Origin of the sequence: Pseudovibrio sp. W74 (assembly GCF_001623085.1) — a bacterium.
In the GTDB taxonomy this organism is placed as follows: domain Bacteria; phylum Pseudomonadota; class Alphaproteobacteria; order Rhizobiales; family Stappiaceae; genus Pseudovibrio.
The window spans coordinates 1-16,209 of record NZ_LMCJ01000008.1; the positions used below are offsets into that span (position 1 = coordinate 1).

Annotated in this window: 20 protein-coding genes; 2 read left to right on the plus strand and 18 right to left on the minus strand. The window is 49.2% G+C overall.

The features are described from left to right. Nucleotides 1-405: 405 nt before the first annotated feature. Nucleotides 406-669 carry a hypothetical protein gene (locus PsW74_RS06375; protein WP_063288735.1) on the minus strand — a complete coding sequence of 88 codons (264 nt, stop codon included), beginning with the start codon at nt 667-669 and terminating at the stop codon, nt 406-408. Nucleotides 670-746: 77 nt separating this feature from the next. Here PsW74_RS06375 and PsW74_RS06380 point away from each other — a divergent pair, with 77 nt between their 5' ends. Continuing rightward, nucleotides 747-1,049 carry a WYL domain-containing protein gene (locus PsW74_RS06380; protein WP_244271756.1) on the plus strand — a complete coding sequence of 101 codons (303 nt, stop codon included), beginning with the start codon at nt 747-749 and terminating at the stop codon, nt 1,047-1,049. A gap of 359 nt (nt 1,050-1,408) precedes the next feature. Then, on the plus strand, nt 1,409-1,801 hold the full coding sequence (locus PsW74_RS06385) for an SMI1/KNR4 family protein (RefSeq protein ID WP_063288734.1): 393 nt from the start codon (nt 1,409-1,411) through the stop codon (nt 1,799-1,801). Between the two features lie 359 nt (nt 1,802-2,160). Here the strand turns inward: PsW74_RS06385 and PsW74_RS06390 are convergent, their stop codons facing one another. The 17 genes from PsW74_RS06390 to PsW74_RS28820 all read right to left on the minus strand — a co-directional run. Next, the gene (locus PsW74_RS06390; protein ID WP_063288733.1) at nt 2,161-2,859 is read right to left on the minus strand and encodes a hypothetical protein; all 699 of its coding nucleotides are present in this window, start codon (nt 2,857-2,859) and stop codon (nt 2,161-2,163) included. Between the two features lie 10 nt (nt 2,860-2,869). Then, entirely contained in the window at nt 2,870-4,135 is a 1,266-nt protein-coding gene (locus PsW74_RS06395) for a hypothetical protein (protein WP_063288732.1), read from the minus strand. A 22-nt stretch (nt 4,136-4,157) separates the two neighbouring features. Continuing rightward, nucleotides 4,158-4,883 carry an outer membrane lipoprotein-sorting protein gene (locus PsW74_RS06400; protein ID WP_063288731.1) on the minus strand — a complete coding sequence of 242 codons (726 nt, stop codon included), beginning with the start codon at nt 4,881-4,883 and terminating at the stop codon, nt 4,158-4,160. Further along, entirely contained in the window at nt 4,880-6,106 is a 1,227-nt protein-coding gene (locus PsW74_RS06405; RefSeq protein ID WP_063288730.1) for an FtsX-like permease family protein, read from the minus strand. Before PsW74_RS06405 ends, PsW74_RS06400 begins: the two co-directional genes overlap by 4 nt. After that, on the minus strand, nt 6,099-6,809 hold the full coding sequence (locus PsW74_RS06410) for an ABC transporter ATP-binding protein (RefSeq protein ID WP_063288729.1): 711 nt from the start codon (nt 6,807-6,809) through the stop codon (nt 6,099-6,101). The genes PsW74_RS06405 and PsW74_RS06410 overlap by 8 nt, the downstream gene beginning before the upstream one ends. A gap of 3 nt (nt 6,810-6,812) precedes the next feature. After that, a complete protein-coding gene (locus PsW74_RS06415; RefSeq protein WP_153041705.1) occupies nt 6,813-7,379 on the minus strand; it encodes a hypothetical protein in 567 nt (188 codons plus the stop codon). A 9-nt stretch (nt 7,380-7,388) separates the two neighbouring features. Next, the gene (gene fabZ / locus PsW74_RS06420; protein ID WP_063288727.1) at nt 7,389-7,844 is read right to left on the minus strand and encodes a 3-hydroxyacyl-ACP dehydratase FabZ; all 456 of its coding nucleotides are present in this window, start codon (nt 7,842-7,844) and stop codon (nt 7,389-7,391) included. An 8-nt stretch (nt 7,845-7,852) separates the two neighbouring features. Continuing rightward, nucleotides 7,853-9,070 (minus strand): beta-ketoacyl-[acyl-carrier-protein] synthase family protein, encoded by a 1,218-nt coding sequence (locus PsW74_RS06425; protein ID WP_063288726.1) that lies wholly within the window; start codon nt 9,068-9,070, stop codon nt 7,853-7,855. Continuing rightward, nucleotides 9,067-10,026: an ACP S-malonyltransferase gene (locus tag PsW74_RS06430; protein ID WP_063288725.1), complete on the minus strand. Its 960-nt coding sequence runs from the start codon at nt 10,024-10,026 to the stop codon at nt 9,067-9,069. Before PsW74_RS06430 ends, PsW74_RS06425 begins: the two co-directional genes overlap by 4 nt. Continuing rightward, nucleotides 10,023-11,189: a beta-ketoacyl synthase N-terminal-like domain-containing protein gene (locus tag PsW74_RS06435; RefSeq protein WP_082830496.1), complete on the minus strand. Its 1,167-nt coding sequence runs from the start codon at nt 11,187-11,189 to the stop codon at nt 10,023-10,025. Before PsW74_RS06435 ends, PsW74_RS06430 begins: the two co-directional genes overlap by 4 nt. Next, nucleotides 11,156-11,986 (minus strand): hypothetical protein, encoded by an 831-nt coding sequence (locus PsW74_RS06440; protein WP_063288723.1) that lies wholly within the window; start codon nt 11,984-11,986, stop codon nt 11,156-11,158. Before PsW74_RS06440 ends, PsW74_RS06435 begins: the two co-directional genes overlap by 34 nt. Then, on the minus strand, nt 11,967-13,292 hold the full coding sequence (locus PsW74_RS06445; protein ID WP_063288722.1) for a hypothetical protein: 1,326 nt from the start codon (nt 13,290-13,292) through the stop codon (nt 11,967-11,969). Before PsW74_RS06445 ends, PsW74_RS06440 begins: the two co-directional genes overlap by 20 nt. After that, complete coding sequence (locus PsW74_RS06450; protein ID WP_063288721.1) at nt 13,292-14,278, minus strand: glycine cleavage T C-terminal barrel domain-containing protein; 987 nt, start codon at nt 14,276-14,278, stop codon at nt 13,292-13,294. The genes PsW74_RS06445 and PsW74_RS06450 overlap by 1 nt, the downstream gene beginning before the upstream one ends. Then, nucleotides 14,278-14,583: an acyl carrier protein gene (locus PsW74_RS06455; protein ID WP_063288720.1), complete on the minus strand. Its 306-nt coding sequence runs from the start codon at nt 14,581-14,583 to the stop codon at nt 14,278-14,280. The genes PsW74_RS06450 and PsW74_RS06455 overlap by 1 nt, the downstream gene beginning before the upstream one ends. Further along, a complete protein-coding gene (locus tag PsW74_RS06460; protein ID WP_063288719.1) occupies nt 14,580-15,326 on the minus strand; it encodes a 3-oxoacyl-ACP reductase family protein in 747 nt (248 codons plus the stop codon). Before PsW74_RS06460 ends, PsW74_RS06455 begins: the two co-directional genes overlap by 4 nt. Continuing rightward, a complete protein-coding gene (locus PsW74_RS06465; RefSeq protein ID WP_063288718.1) occupies nt 15,323-15,766 on the minus strand; it encodes a YbgC/FadM family acyl-CoA thioesterase in 444 nt (147 codons plus the stop codon). Before PsW74_RS06465 ends, PsW74_RS06460 begins: the two co-directional genes overlap by 4 nt. Then, on the minus strand, nt 15,766-16,209 hold a 444-nt coding region (locus PsW74_RS28820), incomplete at its 5' end, for a hypothetical protein (protein WP_193777951.1). The genes PsW74_RS28820 and PsW74_RS06465, both read right to left, overlap by 1 nt.

The window sequence follows — 16,209 nt, forward strand, 5'->3', positions numbered from 1 at the left end:
CGAACCCGTGCGGGCTCACCATTTAACCTCATGGTATATAAAGAGGTTTAGCAAAGCTCCCTTCCGGGAGCTTTTTGCATTTGTGCCCTGTGTCAGCACTATGTAAGCAAATGAGAGCGTTTGAAAGCGCGATTTTGCCTCTCTTGGTTCCTGCAAAGACCCTTTCAAATTAATTCTGGAAAAGCTGTTAATGTCGTCATTAGTCGTCAGGACACAGGCTTTCATTGAGGTTTTAACTCTTGAGAGTTGTCGGAGGGTCGTCAACGCCCGTCAGGGTGCAACTTTAATTCTTCTTGATAAAGAGCATGCCCGCTTCAAGCGATCAACAAAAAGGGCCTGAGAAGCATCACGCTTCCCAAGCCAGAATATTCCGTGAGAGGCAATGCCTCTCTTCATTCCGTATTTTTAGTCTTTGGAGATTTCCAGCGCGCAAGGTTCGAGCAGCTCGGAGATTTTCTCGCTACTTCCCTGCACATCTTCAATGTGATTGCGCACAGTATCAAACAGCGTCAGCAACGCTCCATATTCCTGAGTGTGCTCCATGCGTTCGCTCAGAACCACACTCATGGAATAAACCAGATTTTTGAGGTGGTTGGTTGCTAAGCTAAGCTGGTCCACTTCATTGCGAAGGGATGTATGGGCACATTTCTCTTTACCAGTATCAGTCATTACGAAGCCCTCTACTTTGGGTGTTGAACGATTGCTTGTATGTAGGGCAGCTTTCACCGCAGGTAGATATATCCGATATGGGAGCAATGGAGCCTGCGCTGCTGCCAGCATTCGAAACAGCTTTTCTTCAACAGCTCCACTTGCGTTTCCAGTACTGTGACGCAAAAGGGGGAGTAACCAGCCGAATTGTTGAGCCGCAAGCAATGCTGATCTTACCACCACTATGGTATTTGGTAGCCTGGGATCCTGCACGCAAGGACTTCCGTCATTTTCGAATGGATCGGATTAAGAAGCCAGACTACATCCAGAACACAACATTTCGGCGGCGGCATGTGCCGTTTGAGGATAACGTTCGCCCGGTTCGCGATTTACCTCGTTAACCCTTAGACAAAAAGCATTATTTCTCTTCGCCTGCTTACGTTTGTGACTGTAAATATAGCGGCCATCTGGTCGGCTTCCACAAACCCGATATTTGCTGCGGTGCTAAAAATCCGCAACTTGAGCTCAGCGAACTCACCTTGTGGCATGCTTAAGTGATCGCCTTACTCGATGAAAAACTGCCCACTCGGATACTTAAAAAATCCGCTATGTAGATTTTATCAATCCTTGATTGAAACGCCCGAATGTCCGGTAATGGCCCGTGCTAGCAGTAGCTCGACGTTGTTTTAGATTTCTGCGTTGCTGCGAAGGTTGGATCTGCCCCGCACAGGAAACTTGTCTTGAAGATGTAGGAAAACTAATGCCTTGTCCTGTAGAAGAAAAATACGTCGCAGAGTGCGAAGTTAATTTGGGTTCCACTCTGCCGATTTCATACCGAACTGCAATGATTGCTGAAGATGGCGGTGAGGTAATCTGCGACAACGATACCTGGAAGCTGCATCCGATCTGTGACAATTCCGACAAGAAGCGCTTCAAGAGAACGGCAAATGATGTTGTCTGTGAAACGAAAGCCATGCGGTCTTGGACTGGGTGGCCAGACACCGCTATTTGTATTGCCGAAAATGGAACTGGCGACGCACTAGTACTCTTATCCAACGACAGAGATTGTGAACCAGCTGTACACCGTTGGAGCCATGAAACAGGGCTAACGACAAAAATGCAGCACGATTTCTCAGAGCTGCAAAAAGCTTAGAGTGCCATTCTACACCTAGCCTGAGTAAACCCTTTGCTACCAACCTAGCCAGTTCTACTCAGATCCAGCTGTGAAGTTGCCAGTGACATTCTTAGTGTCTGGCTCAGTTGTAGGTTGCTGCATATCACTGGCGGCTATAACTCTCGACATTAACGAATGCCATCAATTTGTCAGTAAAGTAATTCCATATCGCCCTTAAGAACTGCTGTAGAAGCCTTCGGGTGAGCGTGTCTCAACCCGTGGTGAAAACGCCCGAATGTCCGGTGTTGGCCCTCTGCACCAAGCGGATTAAAGCCAACTCTAAGTCGACATCTCGCTCAGTATGGGCTACTCCGCCATTAAACGGATAGCAGCTATGATCACAATGCAAACTGCTGCGCTTTTCCTCGAAACATTTGGATATGAGCATCTCCGGAAATGCTAAGAGCTAGAGCTTCGCTGTTGTTCTTGTGAAAATCAATGAGCTGGCAAGGTTCATCAGCCAAGTCAGGAGTTTTGGCTAATTCATTTAGCTTTCTTAGTCCCTGCCCTAGCCCTGCACCATTCATTTTTCCATAAGCTTCCATTCGTGTCCAGATGGCGGTCTCAAGCAGTTTCTCATCAGTATGTTCACCAAAAATGGTTGCGTAGGCCTGGCGTTGCTTTGGGTTCATGCGCTGAATATCGATACCAACCTTGCACCCAAAACCAACAGCGACAGCAGTAGATTGCTCTGTTGTTGTTGTTGATAGGTCCAAGTCTATACGCTGCTTATTCAACTCATTTTGACACCACAGCTTTCCGCTTTCCATCTTATGGAGACAGACCTGCCTAGCTTCGCAACCAAGAATTTCCGCAATAATGCACTTTAGGAGTACACGGGATGCCAGGGAACATCTGCCGCGTTCGGGATTACGCCGGTAAGTGACGGTCTGCTTTTCTTGTTTGCTGAGAATCTGATCGGCTGCCATAGTTAGGGCTTCAAGTTGATGTTGAGCAGGGTGCGCAACAACAACATATCGGTCCAGTCCAATAACTTTCCCACGAGAGAAGGTCGGTAGTTCATCAAACGGGATCAAGCAGCCTCACTCAGAATCTTAGCAGCGTATAGAGAGCAAGTGATGAGATGTCAGGGCGCAGGCGAAACTCGGAGTTCTCTTTCCCATATCGATGGCTGGCAAAAACACCGATGCTAGCTCCTTCAGCAACCTCTTTTTCCAACCGCACACCAACACGGCCAGATTGGTCATCCATACCATGCAACAGCGTCAGTTCTCCCTCAAGGTTCAGATCCAACAAATCATCTTGCGCCATCCTCAAGAATGCATAGTTGCGACGAAGTGAATGATGCCGCAATGCAGTGTTTATCTGCCCTCTTGCACGGCTTGCTAAACTACCGCTCATCGATGAAGCAAGGGTGATACTCTCATCAAAATCATCCCACTCATCCTGCGAGTATCCGGCACCATCAAAGGTGTATTCAAGATTGACACTGAGCCCATTTTCAAATGTATACCCCGCTCCAAGAGTAACGTAAGTATACAGTTTGTCATCACCATCAGATGCGAACGCAAATCCATCAATGAGTGTTGAAGACTGGAGTGTGTTTTTCTCCCTCCCACGTCGTAAAGTGCCATCAGCATAAAGAACTGTCTTGTTACCCACTGCAACAGATCCAGATAACCCAACTCCGGGGCGCTCCTCCCAAAACGCAGAGGTCGTCACATCAATCCCGGAAGCTTCTAAAAATGTAGAGTAGCTCAGATACCAGTTGTCCTCGGTGAAGTCTTCATTAAGGCGATCTAGTTCCGGGGCGTAAAAGATCTTGAAGGTATCTCCACTGTTGGTCAGAAAATCAAATCCTGCCAGATCCACTCCCACCGTATCATCGCGAGATTTATAGGAGGGGTAGAGCCGGTTTTCCTTTAGGGGCTGATTATAGATATCGACCGGGTTAAGCCCATACGACTGACCAAACGCGACGTTCCTGCGCCCGAAATAGCCAAACAACTGATCTGAGATCCGTAGTTCGGCATAAACCTCATCGGCTGTCACGTCCGCGACAGGGTCATCAGAACCAGTCAGTCCTGAAAAGCGACTTTTTCCGGATAACCTCAACCGTCCCTGCTCCAATGTGCCACTCACACTTACATCGGCACCCAGCAAGTCTGCCTGATATCCCGCAGCCTCAACATCTGGAAACAGATCTGTCTTTCTTAAACCATTGCCACGTGCATAGACCCCGACTTCAGCACTTAAATCAAACTGAAGTTCTTCTGCACTTACCTGTTTCTCGACAGTAGCCAGTAAAGAAAACACACCACAGCCAACTAAAAACACATTGAAACTACGCATAATCAAAACTCAGATCAGAGAACTAGAGGCGGTGCAAATTTGAAGGTTGGAACCACGAACCTGGCGTATCCTTCAACTTGTACTTGGAGTAATGCATCGTGGTAGTTGCCTTGCCAGCAAGGTGATCAACAATACGCAGTTTAGTTGGGCGTTGACGCCCCAGAACCGACTTATATCCTTCAAAATAGGCCGTCTTCAAAAGGCGTTTTCCGTTTGCTGAGAAAAACTTAGCCCTGAGCGGCCGAGTATCTTTTGCAGAAACAACCAGCGCGATACGCCCATATGCAGCTGCTTTAGATTTTGCTTTGAGGCTCAACGTTTTCTCACGACTAGAATCTGCATTCACACTCATGACTTTGTAATCAGCCGAGTACACAGTTCTTGCAATATCAGCACTGGAAACCCCACCCAACACCTGCTGCTGCGGTGAGATACGTAAAGGGCGACGGGATCCTGGAATGTAAACCCACATGTTACGACCAACAAAGAGGATCGAACGCCCCTTGTTCTTCTTAGGCGTCAGATAACGCACAAGCCCTTTACTCTGGTCTTTCACATTCACCTGCATCGTCAACGTACTTTTCGAGCCCGTCGAAACTTTGACATGAAACTGGAAGTTATTGGCAGGTGCACGTATCTCATCGACAAGACGCAGCAGGTCCGCTCCACTTTCGGCTAAAACCTGTGTCAACGAACCGGCGAAAAACACCGCTGCTGTTACCAGTGCTAAAAGAAACTGCTTAATCATGATTTTTGCAAAGCCTCAATAATATTTGCCCGTGATGCAACCCATGACGGATAGATTGATGAGATAAGAGACGCGGCCATAGCAAGGGCCACAGCACTCGCCAGGACTTCAAATGTGATTGGAAAATAGGCCTGATACCCTTCAGACATTGAAGGTGGAGGAGGCATTGGAATTCCCCCCAGAGTATCAACAAGTTCAGAGAGGCCGTAGGCCAGCACTACACCAGCTGCACTTCCGAGCAAACCGATGAAAATTCCCTCATACAGGAACATCCAGACCATTGTCCGCCGTGGTGCCCCAATGGCACGTAGCGCGCCAATTTCACCGAGGCGTTCGAAGACAGCCATACTCATGGTATTGGCAACCGAGAACATGACAACGATTGAGACAATCACTGCGAAAATACGGAAAAAGCCGGTGTAAAGCGAATGCACGGCCTCATAAAACCCAGCCAGTTCATCCCATTGCTTAAACTCATATTGCTCAGATAAATCAGCCAGTGCTGCTTCAATTTTCGGCCGCGCAACGGGTAGCATATCTGTCTGATCCAACAGCACGATGACCCGGTCAACACCCTCTGTTTCCAGCGCACGCTGTGCAATCTGGATTGGAACTTTCACAAACACGCTGTCGTATTCAGTCGACCCGGTACGGACAATGCCAACAATCTGAAAATCAACTGCATTGATAACCCCATCAACTGAGGTCGTCATAACAGTGACCCAATCACCGATTTTTGCCCCTAAACCGCGGGCTAATTCACGTCCTATGACCCCGGCTTCACTATCACCAACAAGAAGGTTCCGGCCGTCTTCGACAATTTCGAAATCAACAAACTCTTCGTCTCTTTCAGGGTCGACACCAGTTACAGACATGTTGACTGTCGCATTACCAATGCCGCCGATGCCGGAAAAGGTAAGTCGTTGAGTGACGCTGGAGACTTCCGGAATATTTTCGAGAGCCTTTTGCAATGTACCCAGATCTTCGATCTTTGCAGCACTGGGATCAACAATGCGCTTTTCCCAATAGCCTTTGGCATAGATTTGCATATGCCCCAATTGTGTGCGGATCGTTGTTTCTCTGAGACCTTCAAAAGAAAAGTTAATGAAGGCTCCAAAGGTAATCAGAGCAGTACACCCCACCGCAATCGATATGATCGTAATGAGAGAACGGCGTGTATTACGCAAGGTATTGAGTGCCGCCAAATAAACAAGATCAAGCATGAGCCAACACCTCTTGTGCTTGAACCTGCTCTCGCTCAATCAGTTTTCCGTCAACCAGTTCAACTCGCTGCACAGCATGAGCGACAACCAATGGGTCGTGTGTTGCCAGTAAGAACGTGACACCCGCGTTTTCATTAAGGCTTCTTAGCAAGACAATGATTTCTTCGGCGGTCTTACGATCAAGGCTCGCGGTTGGTTCATCAGCCAAAACAACAGAGGGTTCAGTAACCAGAGCGCGCGCAATTGCAACACGTTGCCTTTGCCCACCAGAAAGCTTGCCCGGCACCTTGTTGAGGTGATCCTTCAATCCAACCAATTTCAGCTTTTCTCTTGCGATTTCCATACGTTTGGAACGCGGCACCCCCTGAAAGTACAAAGGCCAAGCAACATTTTCAGCCGCACTCAAAACAGGAAGAAGGTGAAAGGATTGAAAGACAAAACCAATCATCTGATTTCGAAACCCTGCCAGTTGTCGGTCTGACAACTTGCTCAGTTCAACATCATCAACCGTAATGTCTCCGTGTTGAGGCCGGTCAAGCGCTCCAATCAGATTGAGCAGAGTGCTTTTCCCACTTCCTGATGGACCGGAAATAGTCGCAAAGGCTCCGCTTGAAAGCTCGAGGTTTGCCTCATGCAAAATAGGCAGGGTGTTACCACCCGTCTGATAAGCATAGGAGAGCTCGCTGATGCTAATTTTGCCCACCGGTCATTTCCCTGCCAGGAGAGCTTTAGCTTGTGCGGCTTTGCTGGTCCAATCGCTTTCCTTGGGAGCAGCATCTTCAAGCTTGGCATAGATACCCAGCATTGGACCTGCCAGTTGGGGTGTTGGTGCAGCAGAATACAATTGATCCAGCAGCAGCATATCCTCAAGGGCAGTGTCACCACGACCAAACATGGAAGGAAGGTTGGCCGTCACATTTGCACGGATCAGGCGGGCAAAAAAATTTTTGGGGGCCAGCGTGACAGCCTGATCCAGATAACGCAGTCCACGATTTGTGTATCGGATTTTATTTGTCACAACACTCGATTCACGGGCAGAGATTGCGTAACTGCTTCCAAGATAGGCCAGTGCCAGAGCATTGTTCGGCTCCGCCTTCACAAGATTTGTAAAAGCGTCAACAGCCTGCTCGGCAGCCTCTTCATCACCCTCGCGTGCTTGATCATGCAGGGCTTTAGCGCTTTCAAAAATCACGGAGGTCTGCGCATTGCTAATCTGAATTGCAGAGATCAGTGAAAAGAAAAGAGCAAAGACAAAAGAATATAATTTTACCATAACAATCACCTAGTTAACGATCGCAATACTTAACTCACCAGAGGCAATCTGCCCCTCATCTGTCGTCACAACTGCTTTCACCCGAGACATACCCTTGAGCTTACGGACAAGTTTGACCTCTCCCTTCAGCTGATCGCCGGGCACAACAGGCTTACTGAATCTCATATTGAAACCAACACAGAAAAAACGAGTGTTAGCTGGATCAGGCACTTCATCTTCTGATGACATGGCTCCCATAAACGCAGAGGTCTGCAGTAGGAATTCGGTCACCAAGACACCTGGCATCACAGGATATTCTGGAAAGTGACCTCCAAAATATGGTTCATTGATTGTGACGTTCTTCATGCCCAGTGCGTAACCAGGTCCGGCCTTTAGAATGCGATCGACCATTAAAAATGGATATCGATGAGGCAACCTTCGGGTGATCGCCTCAATATCGTACTGCTGATAAACAACCTGATCCATTTTCGATCCTATCCAAGTTCAATACAAACGCTGCAGTTGGAGCCACCAAATCCAAGGGTGTTGGATAGCACCAGAGATGGCTTTGCTGGTCGGGCAACAGCTGATATGGCAAGTGGGTTCTGAGGATCAGCCTCTTCAAAATTGAGCGTTGGAGGAATGAAACCACCGCGTCCTGCTGCAAGGATCGCTGCAACATTCATCGTTCCTGCGGCACCCAACGTATGGCCCACCATTGACTTGATTGAACTGCACGGAACATCACCTGCTGCTGCCCCCAGTACACCATGAATGGCTTTTGCCTCGATCGCATCGTTATGGAGCGTTCCAGTGCCATGAGCACAGACAAAATCCACTTGAGTTTCTGCAGCGCCTGCCATCTCTAAAGCCATCTGCATGGCACGCTTTGGTCCTTGCGCCGTGACATCGGGTGCTGTCATGTGATGCGCATCTGAAGTCAGTCCATGCCCACGCACTTTTGCCAGTACTGGCGCATTTCGCTTGGCGGCGAAGTCAGCGCCCTCAATGATAAGCGTTGCCGCGCCCTCACCCAGCACCAGCCCTTTCCTACTTTTATTGAAAGGGCGACAAAGATCCGGAGAAACATTGCGCATAACCGTAAATCCTGCGCAGGAGACTTCAGACATTGGATCAAAGCCAGACACCACCGCGACGTCAACTTTATTTGCACGGATGAGATCAAGCGCTGAAGCAATTGCAAGGTTGGAAGATGTACAAGCCGTCGAGAAAACTAGATTAGGTCCAAGAATACCTGTATGAATGCAAACCCGATAACCTGCTGAATGGATAGAGTAATCCTTCAGATCTGCAACGCGTCTGTGTCCATTTCTCTGATTCCGATAATATCGGACCCCGGTTCTCGCGCCGCCAAGTGTCGAACCAGAAAGGACTGCTCCACGCATTGGATCAACATCCGCCCAATCCAGTCGAGCAGCTTGCGTAGCTTCATGCAGTGTTGCCAGAACCAGCGAGGAACTGCGATCCATCCGGCGTGCACCATGCTTCGCTTTGATAGCATCTTCATCAAAGTAAATAGCTTCACATGCGTTTGGGTTACGTAAGCCTTCTGGGAGGAAGCTCTGGATTGGGCGCACTCCTGATGCACCCGTTATCAGGGCTTCCTGAAACTCGGCAAAACTATTGGAAACAGAATTAACAACGCCGCATCCGGTAATAACGGCTTCACAATTGGAATAAACTGGGATCATGCTGCATCCTCATTTAGGCTGTCGGCCTCGATGCTGTCGCGCTGCTTCTGCATGTAGCGATTAAGAAGTACTGGTGTGCCTGTACTGCTGACTGGGGTTTCGCGCGAATGGCGCAACAACAACCCAGTCAGCACTTTGCCAGATCCAACCTCACAATATTCTGAAATGCCAAGACAACTGAGTTTTGCCATGATCTGAAACCAGGAGACGCGAGACGTCATATGCTCTTTCAGGTCACGCCTGATTTCTTCTGGTGAATGCAAAATTCTCCCAGTGGAATTGCTCAGGACCACGCGCTCAGGCTTATGGAAGGGAACATCATCAATAAGATCAGCGAACACCTCAGCCTCAACATCCAGCAAAGGAGAATGGAAAGCACCTGAGACATTCAAAGGAACCCAACGGCCACCGGCAGCAACCAGCACATCTTTGGCTTGGTTAAGCTGATCAGCACGCCCGGAAACAACGACCTGATCAATCAGATTGATGTTCGCAGGCCAGATATCCAGATCAGCGTTTTCAAGACAGTTATTAACAACGGCCTCGGAAAGCCCCTGAACCACTCCCATTCCGCCAGCTTGTCGGGTATTGGCAGAAAGCATCAGCTTGCCGCGTTCGCGCACCAGCATTGCGGCATCTTTCAAATCCAAAACACCTGCTACCGTCAGCGCGGAGAAATGGCCAAGGCTGTGTCCTGCCACTGCGATTGATGAGAAGTGCTTTTCCTGCAAACATGCCGCAACTCCCATAGACATAGCAAAGATACCAAGCTGGGCCCGATCTGTTCGCTTCAGCTCATTGTCAGGCAAAGAGGAGATGTATCGGGAAACCGGCAAATCACATGCCGTTTCGATCTCTTCAATAACCCTGCAAAATGCAGGTAACTGCAAAAAGGCTTTACCCATTGTCTGGCTCTGCGAGCCCTGCCCCGGAAACAACCAGCATGTTGTGTTCATAGTGCTCCCCTCACCAGAACGGAGCCGAACTGTCCATTCAAGCCAATGGCATTGCAGAGGACATTTTTCGGCGTTACTTCATCTTTATTTTTTTTGGGTTCGGTTGGAAAACGCCTTTCAACAAAGGCTTGGGCCGCAAGCGCTATCTCAAAAAACAATGAGGTTCCCATGGCGCAACCAAGACTGTTCTTTGCAGGAGCAACCAGTTTATCCGTATCTGAGAACATCGTTTCAATCGCATTGGTCTCAAGCTCTACATCAACCTTTGTTCCGGACGCTCCCGGGACAATTTTATGAACAGTAGCAGGGGTAATCTCGGCATCTTTCAGACAACTGTCGATCGACGCGATCACGCCACCACCAGCCATATCCGGTTTGCCAACAGCCGCGGCATCATTGCTAAACCCAACACCTGTGATTTCAGCCAGAACATTGGCCTCACGCTCTACTGCAAAGGATGCAGGCTCCAGCACCAACGCCACCGCTCCTTCCGCCATCACAGCACCAGAAGTAAGGCTGCCGTCAGCGTTGTAACCAGCGTGCCACTTCAAATCGTGTAGGCCCACCTGCAACGCATCACAGAGTTCTTCAGAGCAAACTGCAATAACTCTTTTGATGTGTGGTTGAGCTAATAAGAGCTGCGCCTGATACAGAACGGCAGCACCCGAGTTGCTACTGGCGGGAACGACCTGAATCGCTCCGGTAATACCGTAATGAATGCTGGCTAGACTGGCTGGAGCATTGAAAACAGACTCCTGAAAAACGCGCGGTTTAACACCAGCAGGTCCTTGATCAATCAGATCATCATAAATCTGCTGAGTTGCTGCACCCGGACCATTGGACGTACCGAATATGATCGCAATATCAGAGGTTTTCTTCCGGCGATCCAAAACAATCCCAGCTTGCTGAAGCGCTCGATTTACTGCGAACATAGCGTATTGAGAGACCAGAGGAGCACGTGAAAGTTGACCAGAGCCGAACTCCTGTCGCATATCAACTTTATGCGCTTCAGAAGATGGGAGCCCATGATCAAAACGCTCCGCTGTTGGAAACGGTTGAGGTCCTCTCTCACATGCCGCCCACAAATCTTCAAGGGTTGTCCCAAATGGTCCAACCATCCCGATACCTGTTATTGCAATTGAGTTAGGCTGATGGATTTCCATCTGGCAAACTCCTTTATTTCTTTTATTCCCGCGCTTCTGGAAAGCATGTCCCAAGCGTTCTTTGCTGCCGTTTTCTCCCCTCTCGCTTCAAGCCTTTGTGCATAGGCAAGATAGAACTCATCCCGGAAAATTTCAGACTGAAGAACTTTCTCGTGTTGAGGGTTGCTTGATGGGTCTTCGACCCAGCTCAGCAAGGTCTGCAGGTCAGTTCCAACGCTTTCTTTCGACACAAAGATGCTTGGCATCGCAGAAAGGGTAGATGCTCGAACAAGCCGGGAGACCGGATCAAATTCATCAATCACAACGGCCTCATCCAGATACTTTTTTGCCTGCAACACGTTGTAGATCCGGGCAAATCCGGTTCCCGGAAAAACCTGCCAATTTCCTTGTATTGGATAGTCCCGTGCGATCAGGGCATAAGCAGAGCCCAACCAGGCTCGCGCCTGCGCGAACTGCGGTAGAGTTTCTATAGCTTCAAGAAACTTACCCTTTGCAGAGGCTACCCAAAGAGGATCATGCGTTAATGAGCCTATCCGATAGGCAGCAAGGCCAGCAGTAAAGGCACCCCCTTCAGGAGAGCTTTCCTCCCGCCACAGATAGGTTGCTTCCCTCAAACGCCTCTGATTCCAGCGCTGGATTGCATCTTCAGCGGAAACCTTCTGAGCCGTCATGACCAACTCAGGCAGCTTCGGGGTCCCAATCAACTGCAACTCGCTATACGCAAAGAGAACGAGGCCAAGCAAGATCCAGCAAGCTGAGAATAATCTGGCCCCTTTTCTAAAGCTGCTGCGCTTCATGCCTTAAGCCCCCCTTTGCGAGAGCAAGGCCTTTGAAGCTTTCCCAAACTTCCTGCAGCGCAAGTATCTTGAAGAACCGTTCAATTACGTAAGGCTGCAAACACTCCATCACTTCTTTGCCAGTCGAAGTCTGAGTGTCCAGACGGATTGCATCAGCAAGATCCATCACCATTGGAATGGCAGTCAGACCATACCCGGTGGAATCTTCTTCTCCGCCGGAATAGTAGCCATCCGGCATCGCATGAAAGCCGATCTTCGAGTAAAGCTTTTCCTGAAACGCAAAGCTGTCATTGACAATCGTATGGACTCTCAGCTCAGCAGACTTCTCAACGATGCATTTGAACAAGCCAATGAGCACATTTCGCTCAAGTCGGTATCGAGGCATAACGCCAAGGCGACCAACCTCAGCAACAGCCCCTCTCTTACGAAAGACAGCAGCATTAAAGTCTGTTTCGCTTTCAATCGGCAGGCCCTTATCTGCATGGTCGAGGAACATGCAGATCCCACCAACGGCTTTGCCTTGGTGCCGGACAAGAAACGGAACTTGGCACCCAGAGCGTTTTGCATCCGAATTTCGATGTTCCAATTCGATCTTGGCCTTATCGATTTTCTTGTGGCTTCCGGCAGCGCGCTGCAGATCACTTACATAGGCTGTTGCAATAAGCCGATAAAACTCGTCACGCTGCCGTTCATTCTGCACCTGTTCAAACTCAAACTTCCCGAGTTCAAAGCGAGGCTGACGACCAAACTTGGCACCCATTGTAACAAAATTCAGCCAGATCGTGCCAAAAGCTCCGAGCACCATCAGTCCCATTGGAACATAAAGGAAGAGAATGTTCGGCATTAGGTAGATGCTGGAGAACGCAGCACATACATGCAGCAGCCCCCACATCAGGGAGACGCGACAATGCAATGCATAGAACCCGTTTCCCTTGGAGTAAAAAATCGTGAAGGGTTTACCTAAGGCGAGCAAAGATAATATCAGGACTGCGAGCGCTGAATAGATAATAGGAGCAGAATAGGCAGACCACGCAATGTCTTCGACTGCAAAGCGTGCCACAGCAAGCACCATATAAAAAACGCTCATCAGGCGTGTGACCGGAGACCAAACGCCAATACGTTTTTCATAGGTCCACAATACGAGATAGAGTGCGCACGAGATAAACGGCGCAATGTAGATTGGAACAAAGTACAGGCAACTCAGCGCCAACAGCATAACAACCAAGCTCAAGAGCATCAGTCGTACGGCAGAGCGCAGGAATACCCCATCTCGGGTTGTAGTGGGTTCATCGCTGGAGCAAGCCATCAAGCGGCCTGCTCTAACGCATTGCGGACTGAAACACTAAGAAACGCTGGTGCAGATACTGTATTTGCAAGGCCTATTTGAGTTTGCAGCAGCAAACCGGGGGCACAAATGTCTTTTTGCAGGTAAGCTATAGCGACCCATTTTCCCAACGTAGGTGAGAAGAACGCAGACTGGACCCAGCCGACTTCCTGTCCCTCAACAACAAGCTGAGCCCCTGCTTCAACGATATCAGCCTCCAAAACCACCAGCATGCAGAGATTTCTGACAGCCTTCTTCTTAGCGTCCAGTTCGCTCTTCGCACGCAACGTGGTTTTCTGGAAGTCGATCATCCATTGCAAACCAGCTTCAAACACAGACACGTTCTGCGGAATATCGCGTTTGGTGTTCAAAATACGCATCTCAGCCATCATTGCTGGTAAGCCAACAGGGGACACTAGGAGGTCTTTTCCGCACTGATCCGCAAATTGACGAAGCAAGTCATCCTGTTTCTCTTTTTCGCCAAACAGATGAAGCTCATATTCTCCGAAGTAGCCAATCCGCATTGCCAGCACAGATTCCGGCAATTCAAAGACACTTAAAAAACCAATCGAATGAACATCATCGCCCAATGTATCGACAGCAAGAGTTTCTGCATTTGGGCCTGTTAGCATCAGGTGAGAGGTATCTGACTGCTTATTGGTGATCGAAATGTCGAACTTAGATGTAAGTTCTGCCAAAACGGCTTCGATCGTCTCTTGCTCTGAAGGTTCGGCAATCAGTAAATAATTGTTCTCAACTGCTGCAACCCACAGGATCGCATCAACGCCACCAGTCAGAGATGGAATAAGCGTGTTGATTGCACGGCCATCAAACAGCTCATGCATATTCGCACCAACCACACTGTCCAGCGCAGCGCATGCATCAGGCCCTGAGATTTGAGTTCTCACCCAGCAACCACAATCAACGATACCCACATCATTGCGAAGAACTTCATAGGAACCAGACATTAGGCCACCTCCTCCAAAACTGTTTTGGATTCAATAAGATCAACAATGGAATTGATGGATCTGATTTCGCGCATATCGCTATCTTCAATGCGAAGATCGAAGTTGGACTCGATTGCGACAACGATCTCCAACGCATCTACAGAATCTAGACCAAGGCCAATGCCAAACAGCAGGCAATCATCAGGGATGTCTTCTGGTTCTCGATCCAGCGCCAAACAGTCGATGAGGATTTCTTTAAGCTGAAGGGTTACTTCATGCCTGCGCGCAGTCAGGGCGCGTGCTTGCTCTAAGCTATGTGGGTTCATGTGTAAGCTCCACCGCTGATATTGATGGTTGTCCCGTTAACGAAGGTCGAGAGATCTGAACCAAGAAAAACACAGGGTCCGGCGACTTCTTCAGGAGTGCCGATGCGGCCAAGGGGGATGTTTCTGGTGATCTCTTTGTGTGCTGCTGCTGGCATCTTGCGGGTCATTTCTGTGTCAATCACACCGACATATAAGGCGTTGACCAGCACATTGAATTTACCGAGTTCTCTCGCCAGCGACTTTGTAAAGCCAACCACCGCTGCTTTAGAGGCTGCATAGTTGCACTGCCCTGGACGACCAGAAAGTGCAGAGATCGAACTGACCTGAATGATACGCCCGCTGCGCTGCTTCATCATCTGCCGTGCAGCTTCTCTGGAGCATTGGTATGTGCCTTTGAGGTTAACTGACATGACATCATCAAACTCGTCTTCTCGCATAAGCAACAGAGGTTTATCACGTGTAACCCCGGCATTATTGATCAGGATATCCAGCTTGCCATGAGTGCGAACCGCACTGTCAATCAACTCACGAGCAGTGCTCTCCTTTTCAACACTGCCATAAACAGGCGTGCAGAACGCACCGGTTTCCTCGATCAGCCTGATGGTTTCATCCATCGGCTCTGAGGGCTTCGTTGAGTTCACAATTACGTTGGCTCCGTTTTTTGCAAACTCCAACGCAATTGCACGCCCGATACCTCGGGAAGCACCTGTTACGATAGCGGCTTTATCTTCCAGCAATCTCATTGGTTCACCTCACCTGAGGCTAAGGCACGTTTGAAACTTTCGGTCACATAGCTGGGATACATGATTGGACGTAGAGTATTGCGGCAGATGCAAACCAACTCTGCGGTCACATAACAGATCGGCGTTGGCCCTCTGCGAATGTTACTGATCCAGACCGAGCTGGCAGATGCGAGTTTCTTCAGGCTTGTATGGATAGTCAGAGTGTCATCAAAATGAGCTGGGTTGCGGTATTTCGCATTGGAAGACCTCAAGACCAGCCCAATGTCCTTGTCACGGAACAAAGCACCGACATCGAGACCTAACGCACGCATTGTCTCATTGCGGCCACGCTCAGCCATTTCCAGATATCGCGGATGATAGACAATACCACCCGCATCCGTGTCTCCGAAGATCACTCGTAACTGAGTTTCAAACGGATTGTTTACGATGGGCGCATTCATCAGCCTTCTCCTTCCAGAACGAAGGCAAATGCTTCACCAACCACGTCATAACCCGCAGCAATAGAAACCTTACCATTTGGAGTGTTGGCAACCGCACAGTTCAGCGCCATGAGCGGACCTGAGGAGGGTCCATATCCATAGACCTGGTCCGGACGATAAATCTGGATTGGCTCTCCACTGAAAACCTTTGCCAGAGCTTTGCTACAAGCAGCTTTCGTGGCTCCCGGCCCCTGATCCAGCAACGTAATCTGATGAATTTTGTCTGCCGCGATCCTCGCCGTCGATAAAGCTTCATTCAGGACGCGAGCTAATGCTTCACCATCGCGTTGCAGTGAGATATCGACAGGATCCTGCGAAACCGCCCAACCTTTAAGTTTTCCCTGAACCTGTCCACCACGGGCATCTACTTCGGACCTTCGTTCAAGAGTGATTGCAGCTCCAAC

Coding starts and splice junctions, on each gene's coding strand:
- PsW74_RS06415 (WP_153041705.1), bottom strand. CDS start 7,379: ATGGTAAAATTATATTCTTTTGTCTTTGCTCTTTTCTTTTCACTGATC.
- PsW74_RS06395 (WP_063288732.1), bottom strand. CDS start 4,135: ATGCGTAGTTTCAATGTGTTTTTAGTTGGCTGTGGTGTGTTTTCTTTA.
- PsW74_RS06430 (WP_063288725.1), bottom strand. CDS start 10,026: ATGAACACAACATGCTGGTTGTTTCCGGGGCAGGGCTCGCAGAGCCAG.
- PsW74_RS06380 (WP_244271756.1), top strand. CDS start 747: ATGGGAGCAATGGAGCCTGCGCTGCTGCCAGCATTCGAAACAGCTTTT.
- PsW74_RS06445 (WP_063288722.1), bottom strand. CDS start 13,292: ATGGCTTGCTCCAGCGATGAACCCACTACAACCCGAGATGGGGTATTC.
- PsW74_RS06440 (WP_063288723.1), bottom strand. CDS start 11,986: ATGAAGCGCAGCAGCTTTAGAAAAGGGGCCAGATTATTCTCAGCTTGC.
- PsW74_RS06400 (WP_063288731.1), bottom strand. CDS start 4,883: ATGATTAAGCAGTTTCTTTTAGCACTGGTAACAGCAGCGGTGTTTTTC.
- PsW74_RS06460 (WP_063288719.1), bottom strand. CDS start 15,326: ATGAGATTGCTGGAAGATAAAGCCGCTATCGTAACAGGTGCTTCCCGA.
- PsW74_RS06465 (WP_063288718.1), bottom strand. CDS start 15,766: ATGAATGCGCCCATCGTAAACAATCCGTTTGAAACTCAGTTACGAGTG.
- PsW74_RS06375 (WP_063288735.1), bottom strand. CDS start 669: ATGACTGATACTGGTAAAGAGAAATGTGCCCATACATCCCTTCGCAAT.
- PsW74_RS06425 (WP_063288726.1), bottom strand. CDS start 9,070: ATGATCCCAGTTTATTCCAATTGTGAAGCCGTTATTACCGGATGCGGC.
- PsW74_RS06455 (WP_063288720.1), bottom strand. CDS start 14,583: ATGAACCCACATAGCTTAGAGCAAGCACGCGCCCTGACTGCGCGCAGG.
- fabZ (WP_063288727.1), bottom strand. CDS start 7,844: ATGGATCAGGTTGTTTATCAGCAGTACGATATTGAGGCGATCACCCGA.
- PsW74_RS06385 (WP_063288734.1), top strand. CDS start 1,409: ATGCCTTGTCCTGTAGAAGAAAAATACGTCGCAGAGTGCGAAGTTAAT.
- PsW74_RS06435 (WP_082830496.1), bottom strand. CDS start 11,189: ATGGAAATCCATCAGCCTAACTCAATTGCAATAACAGGTATCGGGATG.
- PsW74_RS06450 (WP_063288721.1), bottom strand. CDS start 14,278: ATGTCTGGTTCCTATGAAGTTCTTCGCAATGATGTGGGTATCGTTGAT.
- PsW74_RS06405 (WP_063288730.1), bottom strand. CDS start 6,106: ATGCTTGATCTTGTTTATTTGGCGGCACTCAATACCTTGCGTAATACA.